Here is a 17,018-nt window from a genome sequence, read left to right on the forward strand (position 1 = left end):
GTGAGACCTACCGTCGAGGTATCGGTACCTCCGGCCGAATCCGCCCGCACCACGACCCGTCATCGGGTCGTGGTGCGGGCGGTGGCAGCGGCGTTCCTGGTGCTGCTGTCGCTGGTTGCCGGCTGCGCAACGCCCTCGGATGCCGGCCCCGCGCAGAACGAGTCGATGCCCTCGGCTTCTGCTCCCGCCGTCGTCACGCCGTCGGGTGAGGTCGGCGCCGGATCGTCGTCGGCGCCCGGGTCCCCGCCTGCGCGCCTCGAGATCGGTGCGATCGGCGTCGACTCCGATGTGATGGGTCTGGGTCTGCGTCCGGACGGATCGATGGAGGTACCCGCGGGCGGTTTCCCCGCCGGTTGGTACACCGGGTCGCCGGTTCCGGGGCAACTGGGACCGTCGATCGTTGCGGGGCATGTGGATTGGGGCGGCAGCCCCGGTGTCTTCTACCGGCTGCGCGATCTCGAACTGGGCGACGATGTCACCGTTGTCAGCCAGGACGGCGGCACGGTCCGGTTCGTCGTCAGCGCGGTGGAGCAGTATCCGAAGGATGCGTTTCCCACCGACAAGGTCTACGGAGACATCGACCACCCAGGCTTGCGCTTGATCACCTGTGGCGGCCAATTCGACTCGGATATCTCCAGTTACGACGACAACATCGTCGTGTACGCCGATCGCGTCTGAGCGAGCTCTCTCGCTCACAGCAAGTTCGCAGGCTGCTCCCAGCCCGGCCGACGGTCCATCGCACATTCTCGTAGTCGACAACTTCGACGAACAGGATCTGCGATGACTGCCCAACTCGACCGACCGGCCGCGATGCCTCCGTCGCACGCCCGCCAGCCGTCCTGGCAGGACAGGTGGTGGTATCGCCGCCGGCACCTGCTCGGGCTGCTGGTTCTGCTCGCGGCCACGGCAACGCTGTACCTGTGGAACCTGACGGCAAGTGGCTACGCGAACACCTTCTACGCCGCTGCGGTGCAGGCAGGAACCAAGGACTGGACGGCGTGGTTCTTCGGATCGCTCGATTCCGAGAACTTCATCACCGTGGACAAGCCGCCGGCCGCACTGTGGGTGATGGGACTGTCGGCTCGGGTCTTCGGATTCTCGAGCTTCAGCCTGCTTCTTCCCCAGGCGCTGATGGGTGTTGCCTCGGTGGCGACGGTGTATGCCGCGGTCAAACGCGTCGCGAACCCCACGGCTGGTTTGCTCGCCGGCTTCGCCTTGGCGTCTGTTCCTGCGGCGGCGTTGATGTTCGACTTCGACAATCCCGACGCGCTGCTCGTCCTTCTCATGACACTCGGCGGCTACTTCGTCGTGCGGTCTCTGCAGACTTCGGCCGGGCGTCGGGCTGCGATGTGGCTCGCGTTGGCCGGTGTGGCGCTCGGGTTCGCGTTCCTCACCAAGATGTTGCAGGGATTGTTGGTGCTGCCCGCGTTCGGGTTCACGTATCTCGTTGCGGGACAGGCGCAGTTGCGGGCCCGGTTGCTGCATCTCGTCGGCGCGTTCGCAGCGCTGATCGTCGCTGCGGGGTGGTGGGTGTTGACGGTTCAGTTGTGGCCGGAGAGTGCCCGACCGTACATCGGCGGATCCACCGACAACACCGTGATGGATCTGGTGCTCGGGTACAACGGGCTTGGCCGAATCTTCGGTAACACCGGCGGTGGCGGGATGGAGGCTCCGGCCGGAATGAGTGCCGGGGCAGCCGGGTCCAGCTTCGGCGGCTCGACCGGTCTGGACCGACTGTTCGGCAGCGAGATGGGAATCCAGATCTCCTGGCTCATCCCGGCGGCCCTGGTGGCGCTGGTCTTCGGGTTGATCGCTCGTGGCCGAGCGCAACGTACCGACCTTCTCCGTGCCTCGCTGATTCTGTGGGGCGGCTGGTTCCTGGTGACAGCGCTGATCTTCAGCTTCATGTCCGGAACGATCCACCCGTACTACACCGTCGCGCTCGCCCCTGCACTCGCGGGCATGATCGGAACCGGCGGCTACGCGCTGTGGCTTCGACGCGAATCGATGTGGGGCAGAGCCGGTATGGCCACCATGATGGTTGCGGCCGGCGCCTGGAGCTGGGTGTTGTTGCACAGCAACGCGGACTGGCTGCCGGCACTGAAATGGATGCTGTTGGTGGGAACAATCGTCGCTGCTGTGATGATTCTGTTCGCTGGGCGGTACCGAAAGCTCACCGCCGCTGCGTTGATCATCGGAGCCGTGGCCGGTCTCGGCGGCGGCGCGTCGTATGCCATCGCTACGACGACGAACGCGCACAGTGGTTCCATCCCCACTGCAGGTCCGACCGGTGCAGTCAGCGACGGAGGCCTGGGTGGAATGCCGGGCGGCGGTATGCCTGGTGGTGGGATTCCGGGCGGTGCCATGCCGAGTGGTGGAATGCCGACGGGAGCGATGCCGGGTGATGCTGCTCCGAATGACGCTGTGCCCAATGACGCTGTGCCGAATGATGCTGTGCTGGGCGGTGATGCGGCCATGCCTGCCGATGCGGCCGATCTTCCGGCCGGCTTCGCCACCGGTGACGGCGGCACAGGCGGCATGCCCAGCATGGGCGGTGAGACCGACGAGGAGTTGACGGCTCTGCTCGAATCCACGACCACGAGGTGGTCCGCTGCGGTGAACGGTTCGATGTCCGCAGCCGGATACGAGTTGTCGTCCGATACGGCCGTCATGGCCATCGGCGGATGGAGCGGTGATCCTGCGCCGTCGCTCGACGAGTTCATCGAGTACGTCTCCAACCACGAGGTGACGTACTACGTGTCCGGAGGCATGGGTGGCGGTATGGCTCGTGGAGGAATGGGCGGCGGCTCGGAGAGTACGTCCTCACAGATCCAGGAGTGGGTCGAGGCGAACTTCACGGCGACCACGGTCGGCAGCGCGACGGTGTACGACCTGAGTACCTACGCAGGCTGACACCCACGAACGACCACGCACAGTTGTTCCGCCGCAGACATATTCGACTGCGGCGGACCACCTGTGTGCACTCCCGGGCCCGGTCAGAAGGGCGGTGGCTCGTCGTCGGGTGCCGAGGCGGGCATCGGGGTCGGTTGTGGATTCGTCGGCCTCCGAGCCGACGAATCGCGCTGAGGTGCCGACCCTCGCGGCTTCGAGTGGATCTTCGGTAGGTGGCTGAAGTCCGCCAGTTGTGTCGTGCCGGGAACCGTGATCGCGTTGGTGCCGGCGTTCGAGAGCCAGAACTCGACACCGTCGGCGAGCATGACGGGAGTCCACACACCCATTGTCTTGAGGCTGTGGTGATAGCGGCACAGGCAGTGCAGGTTGGTATCGATGGTCCATCCTCCCGTCGAGGGGTCGCGATGGAGATACGGCACGACGTGGTCGATCTCGCATTGCTGGGCCGGGACATCGCAGCCCGGGTGTCGACAGGTGCGGTCGCGGTACCGAATACGTTCTGCGAGTGCAATAGTGGGCCGATAGTCGAGCGCTCCGGGTGGTGGCAGCACCAGGCCGCCGTGCCCGTCCGGGTGCAGCGCGACCCCGAGGGTGGGTTCTGCTGCGATTGCCGCTTCGAGTTCGGCAACGAACGTGTAGGTGCCGCGATACGGGGTTGCGACACAGCTGTTTCGCGGTGATTGTGCGGACTTCGGGGCTTGCGGGGGCCGAGGAACAGAACCGCCGACCCGACGACGACCGCGCCCCAGCGGATGGAACACCACATGCGACCTGCTGCCCTCGGACCGGCTGTTCTTTGTCCTACGTGCCGTCGATCCTCGGGGCTTCTTTCGGCCACCTCCCGATCCGCAGTGGTTCTTCCCACCGCTGCCGCTGTCGACCCTGTTGTCGACAGCCTTGTCTTCCTTACCTGCGTCATTCTCGGTGTCGGTGTCGGTGTCGGTGTCGGTGTCGGTGTCGGTCTCGAGATCGATGAGTGATTCCAGGTCGTCGCCGTAGCCGAGTTTCTCGGCGAGGTTGCGTGCCTCGGTGAGGAGGATCTGCCAGTGCGCGTTGTCGGCGAGTTCTCGGGCGTATTCGGCATCGATGGTGCCGTGCCCGGACAGGTGCGCTGGATTGGACAGCAGACCGGCGAGCGTGGCGAGGTCGACCGTGATCACGGTCAGCGGCGCACGCCGATCCGGGCGTGAGGTGTCGGCCGTGCACGGATTGTCCTCGTCGGGCTCGCACAAGCATGCTATCGACGACTCCTGATGCAGCAGAGCAACATACGCGGCTGCGCGCTTCTGCCCTCTGTTTCGCGGATCGCGTCGGCAGACGGTAGCGGCCATCTCGTTGATGAGTTGCCAGGCCGCGGCGGCGTCCGCCGCGGTGAGGTCGGCCTTCAGCGTCGACAGCACATCTTTGTCGGTGTATGTGACGTTGGTGTGCCGTTCCAAGTCCTTGCGTAGAGCGGCAGCCTGTTCGGGTGCGATTCGAAACATGATCGACCAGATTTCCGTCGCCAGAGGACCGGGTGACAGGCGTCGGGCGGCGTACAGGACCTCGCTTTGGACGGCCGTCGCCGCATCCTGAGTCAGGTTGTGGGTGCAGCGGTATATCGCGCGGACGCGGGGTAGGTCGAGTTCGCCGGCCTCGAATGCTGCGGCGACGGCGGGAAGCCGGAGTCGAAGGTCCATTCCGACCTCGGCGTATGTGTTCGCAACGGTCTTCGAGCAACCCAGGACGTGCGCAATTTCGGAAGCCGCGTAGTTGCCCGCGTCCTGAATGACATCACCGACGAGGACGTTCTGATGAATGCATGTGTCCCAGATGGCTGCGGCCAGAGCGACCTTGCGAGCGCACGCCTGATTTTCCAGAATCGCGACATCTCGAATCTCGGCCAACGAAGCAGGCTCGATGTACGGCTTCGATTGCGGCCCGAGATAGGCCGCGAACCGACTGCGCGTCGATGTGGTCACTGTGTCATCGCCCCCCGGCAAGTGTTCTCAAACAGTGTAGAACGTGTGTTCGACTGTAATGGAACGTGGCTCGTCCGTCAACGCCAATATCGTTGCAGCGAAACGGAATCGACGTATGAGTGCCCATACACCAACCCACCGACATGTTGCACGTCCAAGTGCGGCGCTCGGAGAGTCAGGGCGAGTCGTGCATCAGCGCGGCGACGTAGAGCAGCACCGAATCGCTTCCGGGCAAGGTCGTGAATCCGGTGAGCTTGTCGATCTTGACTAGCCGGTAGGTGAGAGTGTTTCGGTGCAGGTGAAGTCTTTCCGCCGTCTTGCTTGCGTTGAATCCGCATTCGCCCCACGTCATCAGGGTTCGCTTCAGTACTTCCCAGTCCGGGGCGTGAACGATGTCGCCCAGCACCGTGTCGACCAATCGGCGACGGGTGCTGTCGGGAACGGCCCGAACGGCGTGCAACAGACGCATCCGGTCGATGTCGTGGATGTGTCGTTCGGGAAAGACCTGCCGCCCGAGCTCGAGTGCGTCACGTGCGTCCTGGGCCGACGCGTTCAATCGAGCGACGCCGGACGCGCTCGGCCCCACCCCGACCGAAATCGACCATGCGTTGGCCTTGCCCCGCTCGACGAGAGTCTGCCAGCGACGGCCGTCGTCGGTGTCGGTTCCCACCGGAGGCATCACGGCGACGATGTTTCGGGAAAGTCTGCCGGCAATTTCCTGCGGAGTTTCGGCTGTGTGTCGAATCCATTCCAGCACAACGGTAGTGGGGTCGACGTCTGCGCGCTTGCCGACCTCTGTTGCCGGTGAGGTGTTGTCGGTCTCGACCAGAAACACACGGCGCGGAATGCCGATGTCGAAGGACAGTGCAGCAGCTCGATTCTCGACACTCTGCATGGACACGTCACTGCGGTGCCAGTCGAAGACGTCACGCAGAAAGTCTTCGACGGCGCGCTGGCGGGAGACCCTGGTTCCGATACGGCTGGCCTCGCTCATGAGGATTTCCGTCTGACGCTTGACTATCTGCCCGAATTGCTCGACCAGCTCGGGAGCTCCGGACAGACCTACGGTGCCGACCACTCGACCATCGAGGGTCAACGGAAGTGTGGTGCCGGGGAGGCTGCCCTGCAGGCTTCGTACGTCGGCGCTCGAGTGACTGCGTGTGCTGTTGGTTTCTATGACCACGATCGACGCCTCGTGGAATTGGCCGACGCGCCCCCGCTCGCCGCTGCCGAGGACGATCCCGGTGGCGTCGGTGATCAGCACGTTGTGCCCGATGATCTCGGTGATGTCCACTGCGATCTGCTGCGCCAGCTCGGTACTGAGCACGACGAACTCCCGTCCGATTGACTTCGACGTGACGCCGAAGCTGGGGCATGTGTGCAACTTGCCCAAGAATATAGACGTACGGGAGCTGATGCTGGGCTTTTTGATGAAGACCCGAATGCGGTCTCCGTCATACGATTTTTCCATCGCCGACAGAGGAGAAGTCATGCAAGTATTGGATTGGATTGCGGTAGCCGGGTATTTCCTAGTGCTGATCGTGGTCGGTGTGCAGACCATGAAAAAGGTCTCGAATGCCGATGATTTCGCGGTTGCCGGCAATCGTATTGTCTGGCCGGTCTTCTTCGGCAGCCTCGCTGCTGCCTTTCTCGGCGGCGGCGCATCGTTGGGTGTCGCCGGGGCGACGATGCGCGACGGGTACGTCTACATGTTCGCCTTCTGCGCCTTCGGAATACAGACCGTACTGGTGGGACTCTTCGTCGCACCCAAGCTCAAACGCTACCGGGGTGCACACACGCTCGGTGACGTGATGCATTCGCACTACGGCAAGCCTGCACGCGTCATCACGGGTGGATTGTCGATCGTGTTGTGCACCGGAATTCTGGGCGCACAGGCATTGGCGATCGGTACCGTTGTCAACGCAACGCTCGATGTGCCGCCGACACTGGCGATCGTTCTGGGTATGGGCGTGACCGTCCTCTATTCCGCGTTCGGCGGAGCCTGGGCCGTCATTCAGACCGACCTTCTCCAGTTCGTGTTCCTCGGCGTCCTCATCCCCGTGACGTTGCTCATCGGATTGCATGCAGTGGGAGGGCCTTCGGCTCTCGTCGACGCCCTTCCATCCGATCACCTGACACTGATGGGTGACTACAGCGTCATGAAGTTCGTCGGTTTGTTCGCGGCCCTGCTGCTCGGTGAGACGTTGGTTCCTCCCTATGCGCAACGCACCTTCTCGACGCCCGACTCCTCGCACGCCCGTAAGGGATTCGTCACGGCCGGTATCTTCTCGTTCTTCTTCTTCTTCATCTCGGCGTCGATCGGAGCCGTTGCATTCGTCCTCTACCCCGACATCGAGCCGGATTCGGCACTCCCGACGGTCGTGACGAACCTGATGCCGATCGGCCTGCTCGGCTTGTTGGTTGCGGCGCTCCTCGCAGTCGTGATGTCGACGGCGTCGAGCTACATCAACTCCAGCGCAGTGGTGTTCACCGACGACCTCTACCGGCCACTGGCCAAGCGTGAGGCCTCGCAGCGTAAGAGGCTGAACATCGAACGAACCCTCAGCGTGGTCGTCGGCGCCGGTGCCACCATCTTCGCGCTCACCGTTCCGTCCATCGTGGACGCCCTGCTCTACAGCTACACACTCTGGGCACCGACGATGATCGTGCCACTGTTCGGAGCAGTGCTGTTCGGTGTTCGTTCCGCGCCGGCCGCGCTGTGGGGTATCTCTGCGGGTGCTGCGGTCACGGTCGTGTGGCAATGGGTACTGATGAGCCCGTTCGGTCTGGACGGTCTTCTCCCCGGGGTCGCTGCGAACTCGATTGCCTACACCGTGGCGGCGGTAGCGACGAGCAAGAAGTATCCACGACGAACTCAAACCTCGAACGAACCGATCCTCGACAACACCGGAGCGCACTGATGTTGGAAATACTTTTCTACGGAGCGCCGATTGTCGCAATTTCTGTCACTGCCTGGTGCGGCTTTCTCGGGTGGCGATTCTATTTCCAAGAAGTTCTGAAGAAAGAGGAATGACATGACCCTCGTATCCGCAAATCTCGCAGGCATCGCCGACGAGACCACGAATTACCCCGCGTATGTGCAAGATGGACGAAACATCCATGTTTCGGGTCAGGTGTCGTTCGACGACGGCGGCTCGATCGTGGGCGAGGGTGATCCGGCGAAGCAGACCGAGATCGCGATCGATCGTCTCGAACGAGTACTGCACGCCGCCGGGTCGGATCTGAACCACGTCGTCTCGACGACCGTCTACCTGACGTCGGCGGCGTACGCCGCCGAGATGAACCGGGTATGGCGCGAGCGGTTCGGGCGGCACCGTCCGGCCAGGGCCACGGTCGTCGCCGGCCTACTCGACGAGAGATTGTTGGTCGAGATCACCGCCGTGGCTGTGCATTCCGGCGCGGGTGCCGAATGAGAATCGCAATTCTCGGTGGCGGCATCATCGGTGTCACGAGCGCGTTCTATCTGGCGCGCGATGGCCACGAGGTGGTGGTCTACGACGAGCGCGATCGCGTCGCAGACGACACCACCGCCTCGACGGCAGGGTTGATAGCGCCCGGACATTCGTATGCGTGGGCGTCTCCGCAAGCACCGAAAATGTTGCTTCGATCGCTGGTCGGAGGACAAACCTCCATTCGGGTGAAGCCGCGCCTGGATCCAGCGTTGATTCGTTGGGGCCTGGCGTTCGTGCGGGAATGCACGCCCGCACGCAGCCTGAAGAACACCCTCGCCAAGTACGAGCTCGCCTCCTACAGTCAGACCTTGCTCGAGAAGCTCACGGTGGAGGAGTCGCTCGAGTATCACCGGACCGACGGAGGGATCCTGTACCTCTACCGGGACGCAGCCGCCCTCAACGAGGCCAGCAGCAAAGCCGAGCTGATGCGCCGGCAGGGGAGATCGCAACGTCTGCTCACCCGGGAGCAGGCGTTCGAGGTCGACCCTGCTCTCGCCAACAGCACCGTCGACTTCGCTGGAGCTGTTCACGACGAGGACGACGGCACCGGTGACCCGGCGCTGTTCACCGTGGGATTGGCGGCGGCAGCCGAACGCCTCGGTGTCCGGTTCGAGCTGAACACGAGAATCGAGTCACTCGAGTCCGACGGCACCTCGATCGTCAGGGCTCGTACCGCTCGGGGCAGCGATATCGATGCCGACTGCTACGTGTTGGCCCTCGGGAGTGCGTCGAGCGACCTCGCTCGCACCGCAGGGTTGCGCGTTCCGGTATATCCGGCGAAGGGATACAGCCTTTCGGTAGCGATACGAGACCGGTCGCGGGCGCCGCACACAGGCGGTATCGACGAACGATCTCTGGTTGCATGGTCACCGTTCGGGTCGACGCTCCGGATGTCGGCCGTCGCCGAGTTCGCCGGTTACGACAAAACCCACGCGCCCTCGAATTTCGCCGAGATACGCGCTGCCGGCGACGAGCTCTTTCCCGGGGCACTGGACTGGAGTTCGGTCGAGTATCGCTCGGGATTGCGCCCGATGACTCCGGACGGGCCTCCCATCATCGGAGCGACGCCACGCGACAACCTGTTCGTCAACACCGGACACGGTCATGTGGGTTGGACGATGGCCTGTGGTTCGGCCGCACTGCTTACGGCAGAGCTCGGTCGACGTCCAGCCGAGATCGATGCCACACCGTATCGGTTCGACAGGTTCTCACGCCGCACTCGGAAGTCGGCGACTCGGTCGGTCCGAACCAGGTGAACGGCGACCGGTGGACGTTGCGCTCGACAAGCGTCCACCGGTGGTCGTCGGAAAGGGAAAGCCGCTCATGCGCTACCACCGACAGATATCCGGAACGAGCTGTACGTTCTCCTCGCTGGTCGAAGTCATGGCGAAGGCATCGCCTGTGCGATCCGGTGACGAGCTGGCGGGATGCGCGGCTCACTCGGATGCCGAACGTGCTGCTGCTCGAACAATTTCACCAGCGAACTCGCTGGTTCGGAGAACTACACGATCGAGCGCGAGACGTCCTCGCGTCCCGCGACAGTCGAGTGATGTCGCCTGATCTGCCTCCGCCGCATGTCGGTCATTGGGAGTGGCAATTGGCTGCCCGGTGTCGCTCGATGCCATCCACCGTCTTCTTCCCTCCGGAAGGATTACGTGGTCCGACACTGCGGTTAAGCGAACAGACGGCCAAGGCCGTCTGCGGTCTGTGTCCCGCGTTGACCGAGTGTCGGCAATACGCCATCGACGTGCAGGAGCCACATGGCATCTGGGGCGGACTGACACCTGCCGAGCGCTCCGCACTGGCGTGAACCCGCAGGCACGAAGCAGTTCCTCGATCCCGAGGCCGCCACCCGGCCTCATTCCGATACGAGTGCGAACCGCTCCAGTACCACCTGGGTGTCGTCGTTCACGGTGAAGTGTGGATCGCCCAGTTCCTCGCGGACCTCCGCCGACTGCCAGAACTTCTCGTGCCCGGCTCGCCACTGCGCGACGTCGATATATCCTTCGCCCTCGTCGAGCGCGTGTTGCAGCGAAACATCGCTCAGCGCAACGATATCGACGCGCGTCGTCTCGATGACTCCGACCACGACGCCGGCCGAATCCACCACCGCGCCGCGTTCGCCGACTCTCGGCAGCTCCTCGTCGGCGTACTGCACCAACAGGCTTGCTGTACTGGTCTTCTCGCCGGAGAGAACGGCCGCGACCAGGGCATCCCGCAGGGGGCCGGGATAGGCGAATTCGACAATCGGTAGATCGATCACGCACCCATCATATTTCGAGGTCGGCCCACACCAGCCGATGGTCCGAGGGATGCTCGGCCTGATTCGGCCAGTACACCTGCGAATCGATGACCGTCAGGTCGTCCGAGGGCAACACGTAGTCCACCCGCAGGTCACCCGGCGTCGGATCGGCGAAATCTGCTGTGTCCGTGCCATGGTCGGCCGACGTGGGTGCCGGATCCTGAACCCGCGGAAGGTCGAGAACCTGCGCGATGGCACCGGCAACCGAATCACCGTCGACCGGATCGCTGTTCTGATCACCCAGCATGACGAACGACGCTCCGTCCTCGAGCCCGCCGCGCACACCGTTGTCGTCGTAGAGGTAGTCCGCACCCGAGATGTAGTCGGCACTGAGCCTGATCTCGTCGTGGTTGCGCTTGCCGTTGCGGTCCTCGGGTCCGTCGAAGGACGGGGGAGTGGGGTGCGACGCCAGCACGTGCAGCGTCTTCCCGTCCACGTCGATCGGCACGTCCCAGTGCGATTTGCTGGACAGTCGAAGCCGGTCGGACACGTCGCCGTAGTAGTCGCGCGGCAACAGCGAATCCGGCATGTCCTTCCACAAGAAATTCTGGAACGTGCGTACCGAATCGGTCGCGATCGGATATTTCGAGTACACGACCATCCCGTACTGGCCCGGGAACTGACCGAACCCCCAGGCGTCACCCGGTCCGCCGAGTTCGCCATCCCGGTCCAGGTCGAGCCCCGAATCGACGCCGGTGTTCACGGGCGCGGTGAAGGAGTGCGGGTACTGCCCGTCGAGATAGTTGTCGTTGAACAGGGCCACTGCGTCGTCGCCCGAATAGTCGAACTCGTTGACCAGCAACACATCCGGTGATTTCGCGGCGATCACATCGGCTGCCGCGCGAGCCTGAGCGTTCTCGCCCTGCAGGTCGGTCATCAGCTGCCCGGCTGCGGATCGATTGAGGCTGGCGTTGAACGTCGCCACCCGGATGCTCGACGGTTCGTCGGTGGCGGTGTCCGCAGAGGAGCAACCGGCAGCCATGAAGGTCAGGGTAACGGCGACGGCCGCGAGTCTCGACATTTTCACGTTCCGCACCGTAAAGACGGCAAGCGAACGTAAGGTTACGAATTAACAAGCAAGCGTGCTTGCTTTTTTCAGGACCTCCTGTGAAGCTGGGCTCATGGCAGACCTCGACCCTCTCGTCGACGACCTACGCGCCGAGGGCAACGACCTCGACGCACTCGTGGCCGAACTGACTCCGGAGCAATGGGCGGCATCGACACCGGCCGCGGGCTGGACCGTCGCGCATCAGATCGCACATCTTTCCTGGACCGATCACGTCGCGGAGCGAACTACGTCCGCAGCGTCCGGCGATATCGAGGCCAAGGAGGAGTTCGCTCTCACCCTGAAGAAGGCATGGGAGAACCCCACCGGCTTCGTCGACGAGGCCGCCGAGGGAGAATCTCGTAACCCGAACCTCCTGAACGAATGGCGAACCCGACGCATCGCCATGGCGGACGCACTGATGCAGGTGCCGTCGGGGACCAAGATCGACTGGTTCGGCCCCCCGATGAGCGCCGCGTCGATGGCCACAGCACGGTTGATGGAGACCTGGGCGCACGGTCAGGATGTCGCCGACGCACTGGGCGTCACCCGCGTCGCCACCGACAGAATTCGCGGCGTCGCGCACATTGGCGTCCGCACAAGGGATTTCGCCTACGCCGTCAACGATCAGGCTCCGCCCACCGAACCGTTTCGCATCGAGCTCACCGCACCGTCGGGTGAGCTCTGGACGTGGGGGCCCGAGAACGCTGCCCAACGCGTGAGCGGACCGGCCCTCGACTTCTGCCTCCTCGTCACCCAGCGCGCCCACCGCGACGACCTCGACATCCGCGCCGAGGGAACCGACGCCGCGCACTGGATCACCATCGCCCAAGCCTTCGCAGGCCCTCCCGGGGCCGGACGGCCACAGTCAGGACGAGAGACAGCATGACCGTACGAATCGGCAACTGTTCGGGCTTCTACGGAGACCGGCTGTCCGCGATGCGCGAGATGCTCGAGGGCGGCGAACTCGATTACCTCACGGGCGACTACCTCGCCGAGCTGACGATGCTCATTCTCGGCCGCGATCGGATGAAGGACGCGACCCGGGGCTACGCCAAAACCTTTCTGCGCCAGGCAGAGGACTGCCTCGGATTGGCACTGGACAAGGGTGTCAAGATCGTTGCCAACGCAGGCGGACTCAACCCCCGCGGCCTGGCCGAGGCATTGGAGAAGCTGGACTCCGGCGCGAAGATCGCCTACGTCGACGGCGACGACCTCCTCGGCAGAGCGGCCGAACTCGGCCTCGGCAGCCCGCTGACCGCAAATGCCTACCTCGGCGCGTGGGGCATCGTGGAATGCCTCAACTCCGGGGCGGACGTCGTCGTCACCGGGCGCGTCACCGACGCCAGTGTCATCGTCGGGCCTGCGGCGGCTCACTTCGGCTGGACTGCAACCGATTACGACGCATTGGCCGGGGCCGTCGTCGCCGGGCACGTCATCGAATGCGGAACACAGGCGACGGGCGGCAACTACTCCTTCTTCACCGAGATCGCCGACATGTCCCGTCCCGGCTTCCCCATCGCCGAGATCGAGTCCGACGGATCGTCCGTCATCACCAAGCACGAGGGCACGGGCGGTGCTGTCAGCGTCGGCACCGTGACTGCCCAGTTGCTGTACGAAATCACCGGCGGCCGTTACGCGAACCCTGACGTCACCGCACGGATCGACTCAGCGATCCTGACGCAGGAATCCAGCGATCGGGTGTCCATCACCGGTGTGACCGGCGAAGCGCCGCCGCCCACCTACAAGGTCTCGCTCAATGCGCTCGGCGGCTTCCGCAACGAATTCACCATGGTGCTCACCGGACTGGACATCGAAGCCAAAGCCGCACTGGCACAGCATCAGTTCGAGTCCTGGCTCACGGCGCGGCCGACCGAGCTGGACTGGACGCTCGTACGCACCGACAAGCCCGATGCCGAGACGGAGGAGACGGCCAGTGCTCTGCTGCGCTGCGTCGCCCGTGACAGCAACCCCGACGCCGTCGGACGTCAGTTCTCCGCGGTGGCAGTCGAACTCGCACTGGCGAGCTATCCGGGGTTCTCGGTCACCGCGCCACCCGGGAACGGAGCCCCGTACGGAGTCTTCACCGCAGGCTTCGTCGACGCAGCCGAGGTACCGCACGTCGCGCACCTGGCCGACGGCACCGAGCGCGCCGTCGCACCGTCGACCGAGACGCGGGCACTCGAGCCCCTCGCAGAACCGGCGCTACCGGCACCGCGAGCGGACGAGGCGACCATCCGGCTCCCACTCGGCACCGTCGCCGCGGCCCGAAGCGGAGACAAGGGCGGCAACGCCAACGTCGGAGTCTGGGTGCGCACCGACGACGAATTCGTCTGGCTCGTCCATGCATTGACGGTCGAAACCCTGAAGCAGATGCTTCTCGAGGCAGAACCGCTCACCGTCACCCGGCACGTACTGCCGAATCTGCGGGCCGTCAACTTCGTCATCGAGGGCATCCTCGGACAGGGCGTGGCATCGCAGGCCCGATTCGATCCACAGGCCAAGGGACTGGGCGAGTGGCTGCGGTCGCGGTACATCGACATCCCCGAAACCCTGGCATTCAAAGGAGACTTCACATGAGTATCTGGACGACGCCGGAGCGTCAGCAGCTTCGAAAGACCGTCCGCAGTTTCGTCGAGCAGGACATCGCTCCGCACATGAACCAGTGGGAGGCCGACGGCGAGATACCGCGTGAGCTGCACAAGAAGGCGGCCGCTCTGGGGTTGATCGGCGCAGGTTTCCCCGAGGAGGTCGGCGGCGACGGTGGAGATCTGGCCGACGCGGTCGTGATCTGCGAGGAGATGCATCAGGCCGGAGCGTCGGGTGGCCTGTTCGCGTCGTTGTTCACCAGCGGAATCGCGTTGCCGCACTTGGTTGCAGCGGGTGACGCCGACCAGATCGAGAAGTGGGTGCGGCCCACGCTGGCGGGGGAGAAGATCGGCTCGCTCGCGATCACCGAGCCGGGTGGCGGCTCCGACGTCGGCCACCTCAGGACGAGGGCGGTCAAGGACGGCGAGCACTACGTCGTCAACGGATCCAAGACCTACATCACCTCGGGATGCCGAGCAGACTTCGTCGTCACCGCGGTCCGCACCGGAGGGGACGGTGCAGCCGGTGTCTCGTTGCTCGTCATCGAGAAGGGCACACCCGGGTTCGAGGTCACCGGCAAGCTCGACAAGATGGGGTGGCGCGCATCGGACACCGCTGAGCTGTCGTTCGTCGACGCCCGTGTTCCCGTCGCCAACCTCGTCGGTGCCGAGAACAGTGGTTTCGCGCAGATCGCGCAGGCGTTTCTCACCGAGCGCATTGCGCTCGCGGCCCAGGCCTACGCCAGCGCCCAGCGGTGTCTCGATCTGACGCTGCAGTGGGTTCGTGATCGCGAGACCTTCGGAAAGCCGCTCATCGCACGGCAATCGGTGCAGAACACCGTCACCGAGATGGCGCGCAAGATCGACATCGCACGTGTCTACACCCGATCCCTCGTCGAGCGGTCCCTGCAGGAGAACCAGGACTTCATCGCCGAGGTGTGCTTCGCGAAGAACACCGCCGTCGAGTCGGGAGAGTGGGTCGCCAATCAGGCAGTGCAGCTTTTCGGAGGGTTGGGCTACATGCGCGAGAGCGAGGTCGAGCGGCAGTACCGCGACATGCGCATCCTCGGCATCGGCGGCGGCACCACCGAGATTCTCACCGGACTGGCAGCAAAACGATTGGGGTATCAGGCATGAGCGTGCTGAAGTCCACGCTGGACACGGCCTCGGAGCAGTTCTCCGGGAATGTCGACGCGATGAACACCAAGCTCGACGAGATCGACGCCGAGCACTCGAAGGCTCTGCTCGGCGGCGGTGAGAAGTACATCGAGCGCCACAAGAAGCGTGGCAAGCTCCTCGCCCGCGAACGCATCGAGCTGCTGATCGACGAGGACTCGGCATTTCTCGAACTGTGCCCACTCGCGGCCTGGGGCAGCGACTTTCCCGTCGGAGCCAGCACCGTCATGGGCATCGGCGTCGTCTGCGGGGTCGAGTGCCTCATCGTCGCCAACGATCCGACGGTCCGCGGCGGAGCCAGCAACCCGTGGACGCTGAAAAAGGGTTTCCGCGGCAACGACATCGCCACGCAGAACCGGCTCCCGGTGATCTCGTTGGTCGAATCCGGTGGAGCCGATCTACCGACGCAGAAGGAGGTGTTCATCCCCGGCGGTCGCATGTTCCGTGATCTGACGCAGCTCTCGGCGGCGGGCATCCCCACGATCGCGTTGGTGTTCGGTAACTCCACCGCAGGCGGGGCGTACATCCCCGGCATGTCCGATCACGTCGTCATGGTCAAGGAACGTTCCAAGGTCTTCCTCGCCGGACCGCCGCTGGTGAAGATGGCCACCGGCGAGGACTCGGACGACGAGTCGCTCGGCGGGGCCGAGATGCACGCCCGAAAGTCCGGTCTCGCAGACTACTTCGCCGTCGACGAGCAGGACGCCATCCGCATCGGACGCAGCATCGTCTCCCGATTGAACTGGAAGAAGAAGGGCCCCGAACCGCGCGCCGAGGTCATCGAGCCGCTGGCCGACCCAGAAGATCTGCTCGGCATCGTTCCCACGGATCTGAAGATCCCGTTCGACCCGCGCGAGGTCATCGCCCGCATCGTCGACGGTTCCGATTTCGACGAGTTCAAGCCCATGTACGGCGGATCGCTGGTCACCGGATGGGCCGAGCTGCACGGATATCCGATCGGCATTCTGGCCAACGCCCGCGGTGTGCTCTTCAGTGAAGAATCGCAGAAGGCGACGCAGTTCATCCAGCTGGCCAATCGGTCGAACACCCCACTGCTGTTCCTGCACAACACCACCGGCTACATGGTCGGCAAGGAGTACGAGGAGGGCGGGATGATCAAGCACGGAGCGATGATGATCAACGCCGTGTCCAACTCCACGGTGCCGCACATCTCCGTTCTGCTCGGTGCGTCGTACGGTGCCGGTCACTACGGCATGTGCGGACGGGCCTTCGATCCGCGGTTCCTTTTCGCGTGGCCGTCGAGCAAGTCGGCCGTCATGGGCGGCGCGCAACTCGCAGGTGTCATCTCGATCGTCGGACGCGCTGCCGCCGAGGCCCGAGGCCAAGCCTTCGATGCCGAGGCCGATGCCGGAATGCGCGCGATGATCGAAGGCCAGATCGAGGCCGAGTCGATGCCGATGTTCCTCTCCGGACGCCTCTACGACGACGGCGTCATCGACCCCCGTGATACCCGCACGGTGGTGGGAATGTGCCTGTCGGCCATCGCCACCGCCCCGATCGAAGGCACCGCCAACTTCGGTGTCTTCCGGATGTGAAGCC

General features: G+C 64.2%; 14 protein-coding genes and 1 pseudogene. 11 read left to right on the top strand and 4 right to left on the bottom strand.

Annotation, left to right across the window (positions count from 1 at the left end; translation table 11 throughout):
* Complete coding sequence (locus CH276_RS21425; protein WP_217901366.1) at window positions 1-678, top strand: class F sortase; 678 nt, start codon at window positions 1-3, stop codon at window positions 676-678.
* A gap of 102 nt (window positions 679-780) precedes the next feature.
* Window positions 781-2,913, top strand: coding sequence for a glycosyltransferase family 39 protein (locus tag CH276_RS21430; protein WP_176459370.1), 2,133 nt, complete (start codon window positions 781-783; stop codon window positions 2,911-2,913).
* 83 nt (window positions 2,914-2,996) lie between these two features.
* Here CH276_RS21430 and CH276_RS21435 read toward each other — a convergent pair whose 3' ends face one another.
* On the bottom strand, window positions 2,997-4,874 hold the full coding sequence (locus tag CH276_RS21435; RefSeq protein ID WP_094629685.1) for an HNH endonuclease signature motif containing protein: 1,878 nt from the start codon (window positions 4,872-4,874) through the stop codon (window positions 2,997-2,999).
* Window positions 4,875-5,049: 175 nt separating this feature from the next.
* On the bottom strand, window positions 5,050-6,201 hold the full coding sequence (locus CH276_RS21440) for a CdaR family transcriptional regulator (protein ID WP_176459371.1): 1,152 nt from the start codon (window positions 6,199-6,201) through the stop codon (window positions 5,050-5,052).
* A gap of 163 nt (window positions 6,202-6,364) precedes the next feature.
* On the opposite strand from CH276_RS21440, the gene CH276_RS21445 reads away from it, so the two are divergent.
* The 5 genes and pseudogenes from CH276_RS21445 (at window position 6,365) to CH276_RS21465 (ending at window position 10,157) form a co-directional block, all read left to right on the top strand.
* Window positions 6,365-7,795 (top strand): sodium:solute symporter family protein, encoded by a 1,431-nt coding sequence (locus tag CH276_RS21445; protein ID WP_094629529.1) that lies wholly within the window; start codon window positions 6,365-6,367, stop codon window positions 7,793-7,795.
* 114 nt (window positions 7,796-7,909) lie between these two features.
* The gene (locus CH276_RS21450) at window positions 7,910-8,308 is read left to right on the top strand and encodes a RidA family protein (protein WP_032393997.1); all 399 of its coding nucleotides are present in this window, start codon (window positions 7,910-7,912) and stop codon (window positions 8,306-8,308) included.
* On the top strand, window positions 8,305-9,603 hold the full coding sequence (locus CH276_RS21455) for a D-amino acid dehydrogenase (protein ID WP_094629530.1): 1,299 nt from the start codon (window positions 8,305-8,307) through the stop codon (window positions 9,601-9,603). The genes CH276_RS21450 and CH276_RS21455 overlap by 4 nt, the downstream gene beginning before the upstream one ends.
* A gap of 67 nt (window positions 9,604-9,670) precedes the next feature.
* A pseudogene (gene eutB / locus CH276_RS21460) lies at window positions 9,671-9,811 on the top strand (ethanolamine ammonia-lyase subunit EutB); the annotation flags it as partial.
* A gap of 85 nt (window positions 9,812-9,896) precedes the next feature.
* Window positions 9,897-10,157, top strand: coding sequence for a WhiB family transcriptional regulator (locus CH276_RS21465; protein WP_094629686.1), 261 nt, complete (start codon window positions 9,897-9,899; stop codon window positions 10,155-10,157).
* Between the two features lie 48 nt (window positions 10,158-10,205).
* On the opposite strand, the gene CH276_RS21470 is transcribed toward CH276_RS21465, so the two are convergent.
* Both CH276_RS21470 and CH276_RS21475 read right to left on the bottom strand, forming a co-directional pair.
* The gene (locus CH276_RS21470; RefSeq protein WP_094629531.1) at window positions 10,206-10,610 is read right to left on the bottom strand and encodes an ASCH domain-containing protein; all 405 of its coding nucleotides are present in this window, start codon (window positions 10,608-10,610) and stop codon (window positions 10,206-10,208) included.
* Window positions 10,611-10,617: 7 nt separating this feature from the next.
* A complete protein-coding gene (locus tag CH276_RS21475) occupies window positions 10,618-11,670 on the bottom strand; it encodes an endonuclease/exonuclease/phosphatase family protein (RefSeq protein WP_176459392.1) in 1,053 nt (350 codons plus the stop codon).
* 100 nt (window positions 11,671-11,770) lie between these two features.
* Between CH276_RS21475 and CH276_RS21480 the strand changes: the two genes are divergently transcribed.
* The 4 genes from CH276_RS21480 to CH276_RS21495 are packed head-to-tail and all read left to right on the top strand — an operon-like array spanning window position 11,771 to window position 17,014.
* The gene (locus CH276_RS21480; RefSeq protein WP_094629532.1) at window positions 11,771-12,583 is read left to right on the top strand and encodes a TIGR03084 family metal-binding protein; all 813 of its coding nucleotides are present in this window, start codon (window positions 11,771-11,773) and stop codon (window positions 12,581-12,583) included.
* Window positions 12,580-14,274, top strand: coding sequence for an acyclic terpene utilization AtuA family protein (locus CH276_RS21485; RefSeq protein WP_094629533.1), 1,695 nt, complete (start codon window positions 12,580-12,582; stop codon window positions 14,272-14,274). The genes CH276_RS21480 and CH276_RS21485 overlap by 4 nt, the downstream gene beginning before the upstream one ends.
* Complete coding sequence (locus tag CH276_RS21490; RefSeq protein ID WP_045199084.1) at window positions 14,271-15,419, top strand: acyl-CoA dehydrogenase family protein; 1,149 nt, start codon at window positions 14,271-14,273, stop codon at window positions 15,417-15,419. Before CH276_RS21485 ends, CH276_RS21490 begins: the two co-directional genes overlap by 4 nt.
* A complete protein-coding gene (locus CH276_RS21495) occupies window positions 15,416-17,014 on the top strand; it encodes an acyl-CoA carboxylase subunit beta (protein WP_094629534.1) in 1,599 nt (532 codons plus the stop codon). Before CH276_RS21490 ends, CH276_RS21495 begins: the two co-directional genes overlap by 4 nt.
* Window positions 17,015-17,018 lie beyond the last annotated feature (4 nt).

The sequence above is a fragment of the Rhodococcus sp. 06-470-2 genome, assembly GCF_002258235.1.
In the GTDB taxonomy this organism is placed as follows: Bacteria; Actinomycetota; Actinomycetes; order Mycobacteriales; family Mycobacteriaceae; genus Rhodococcoides.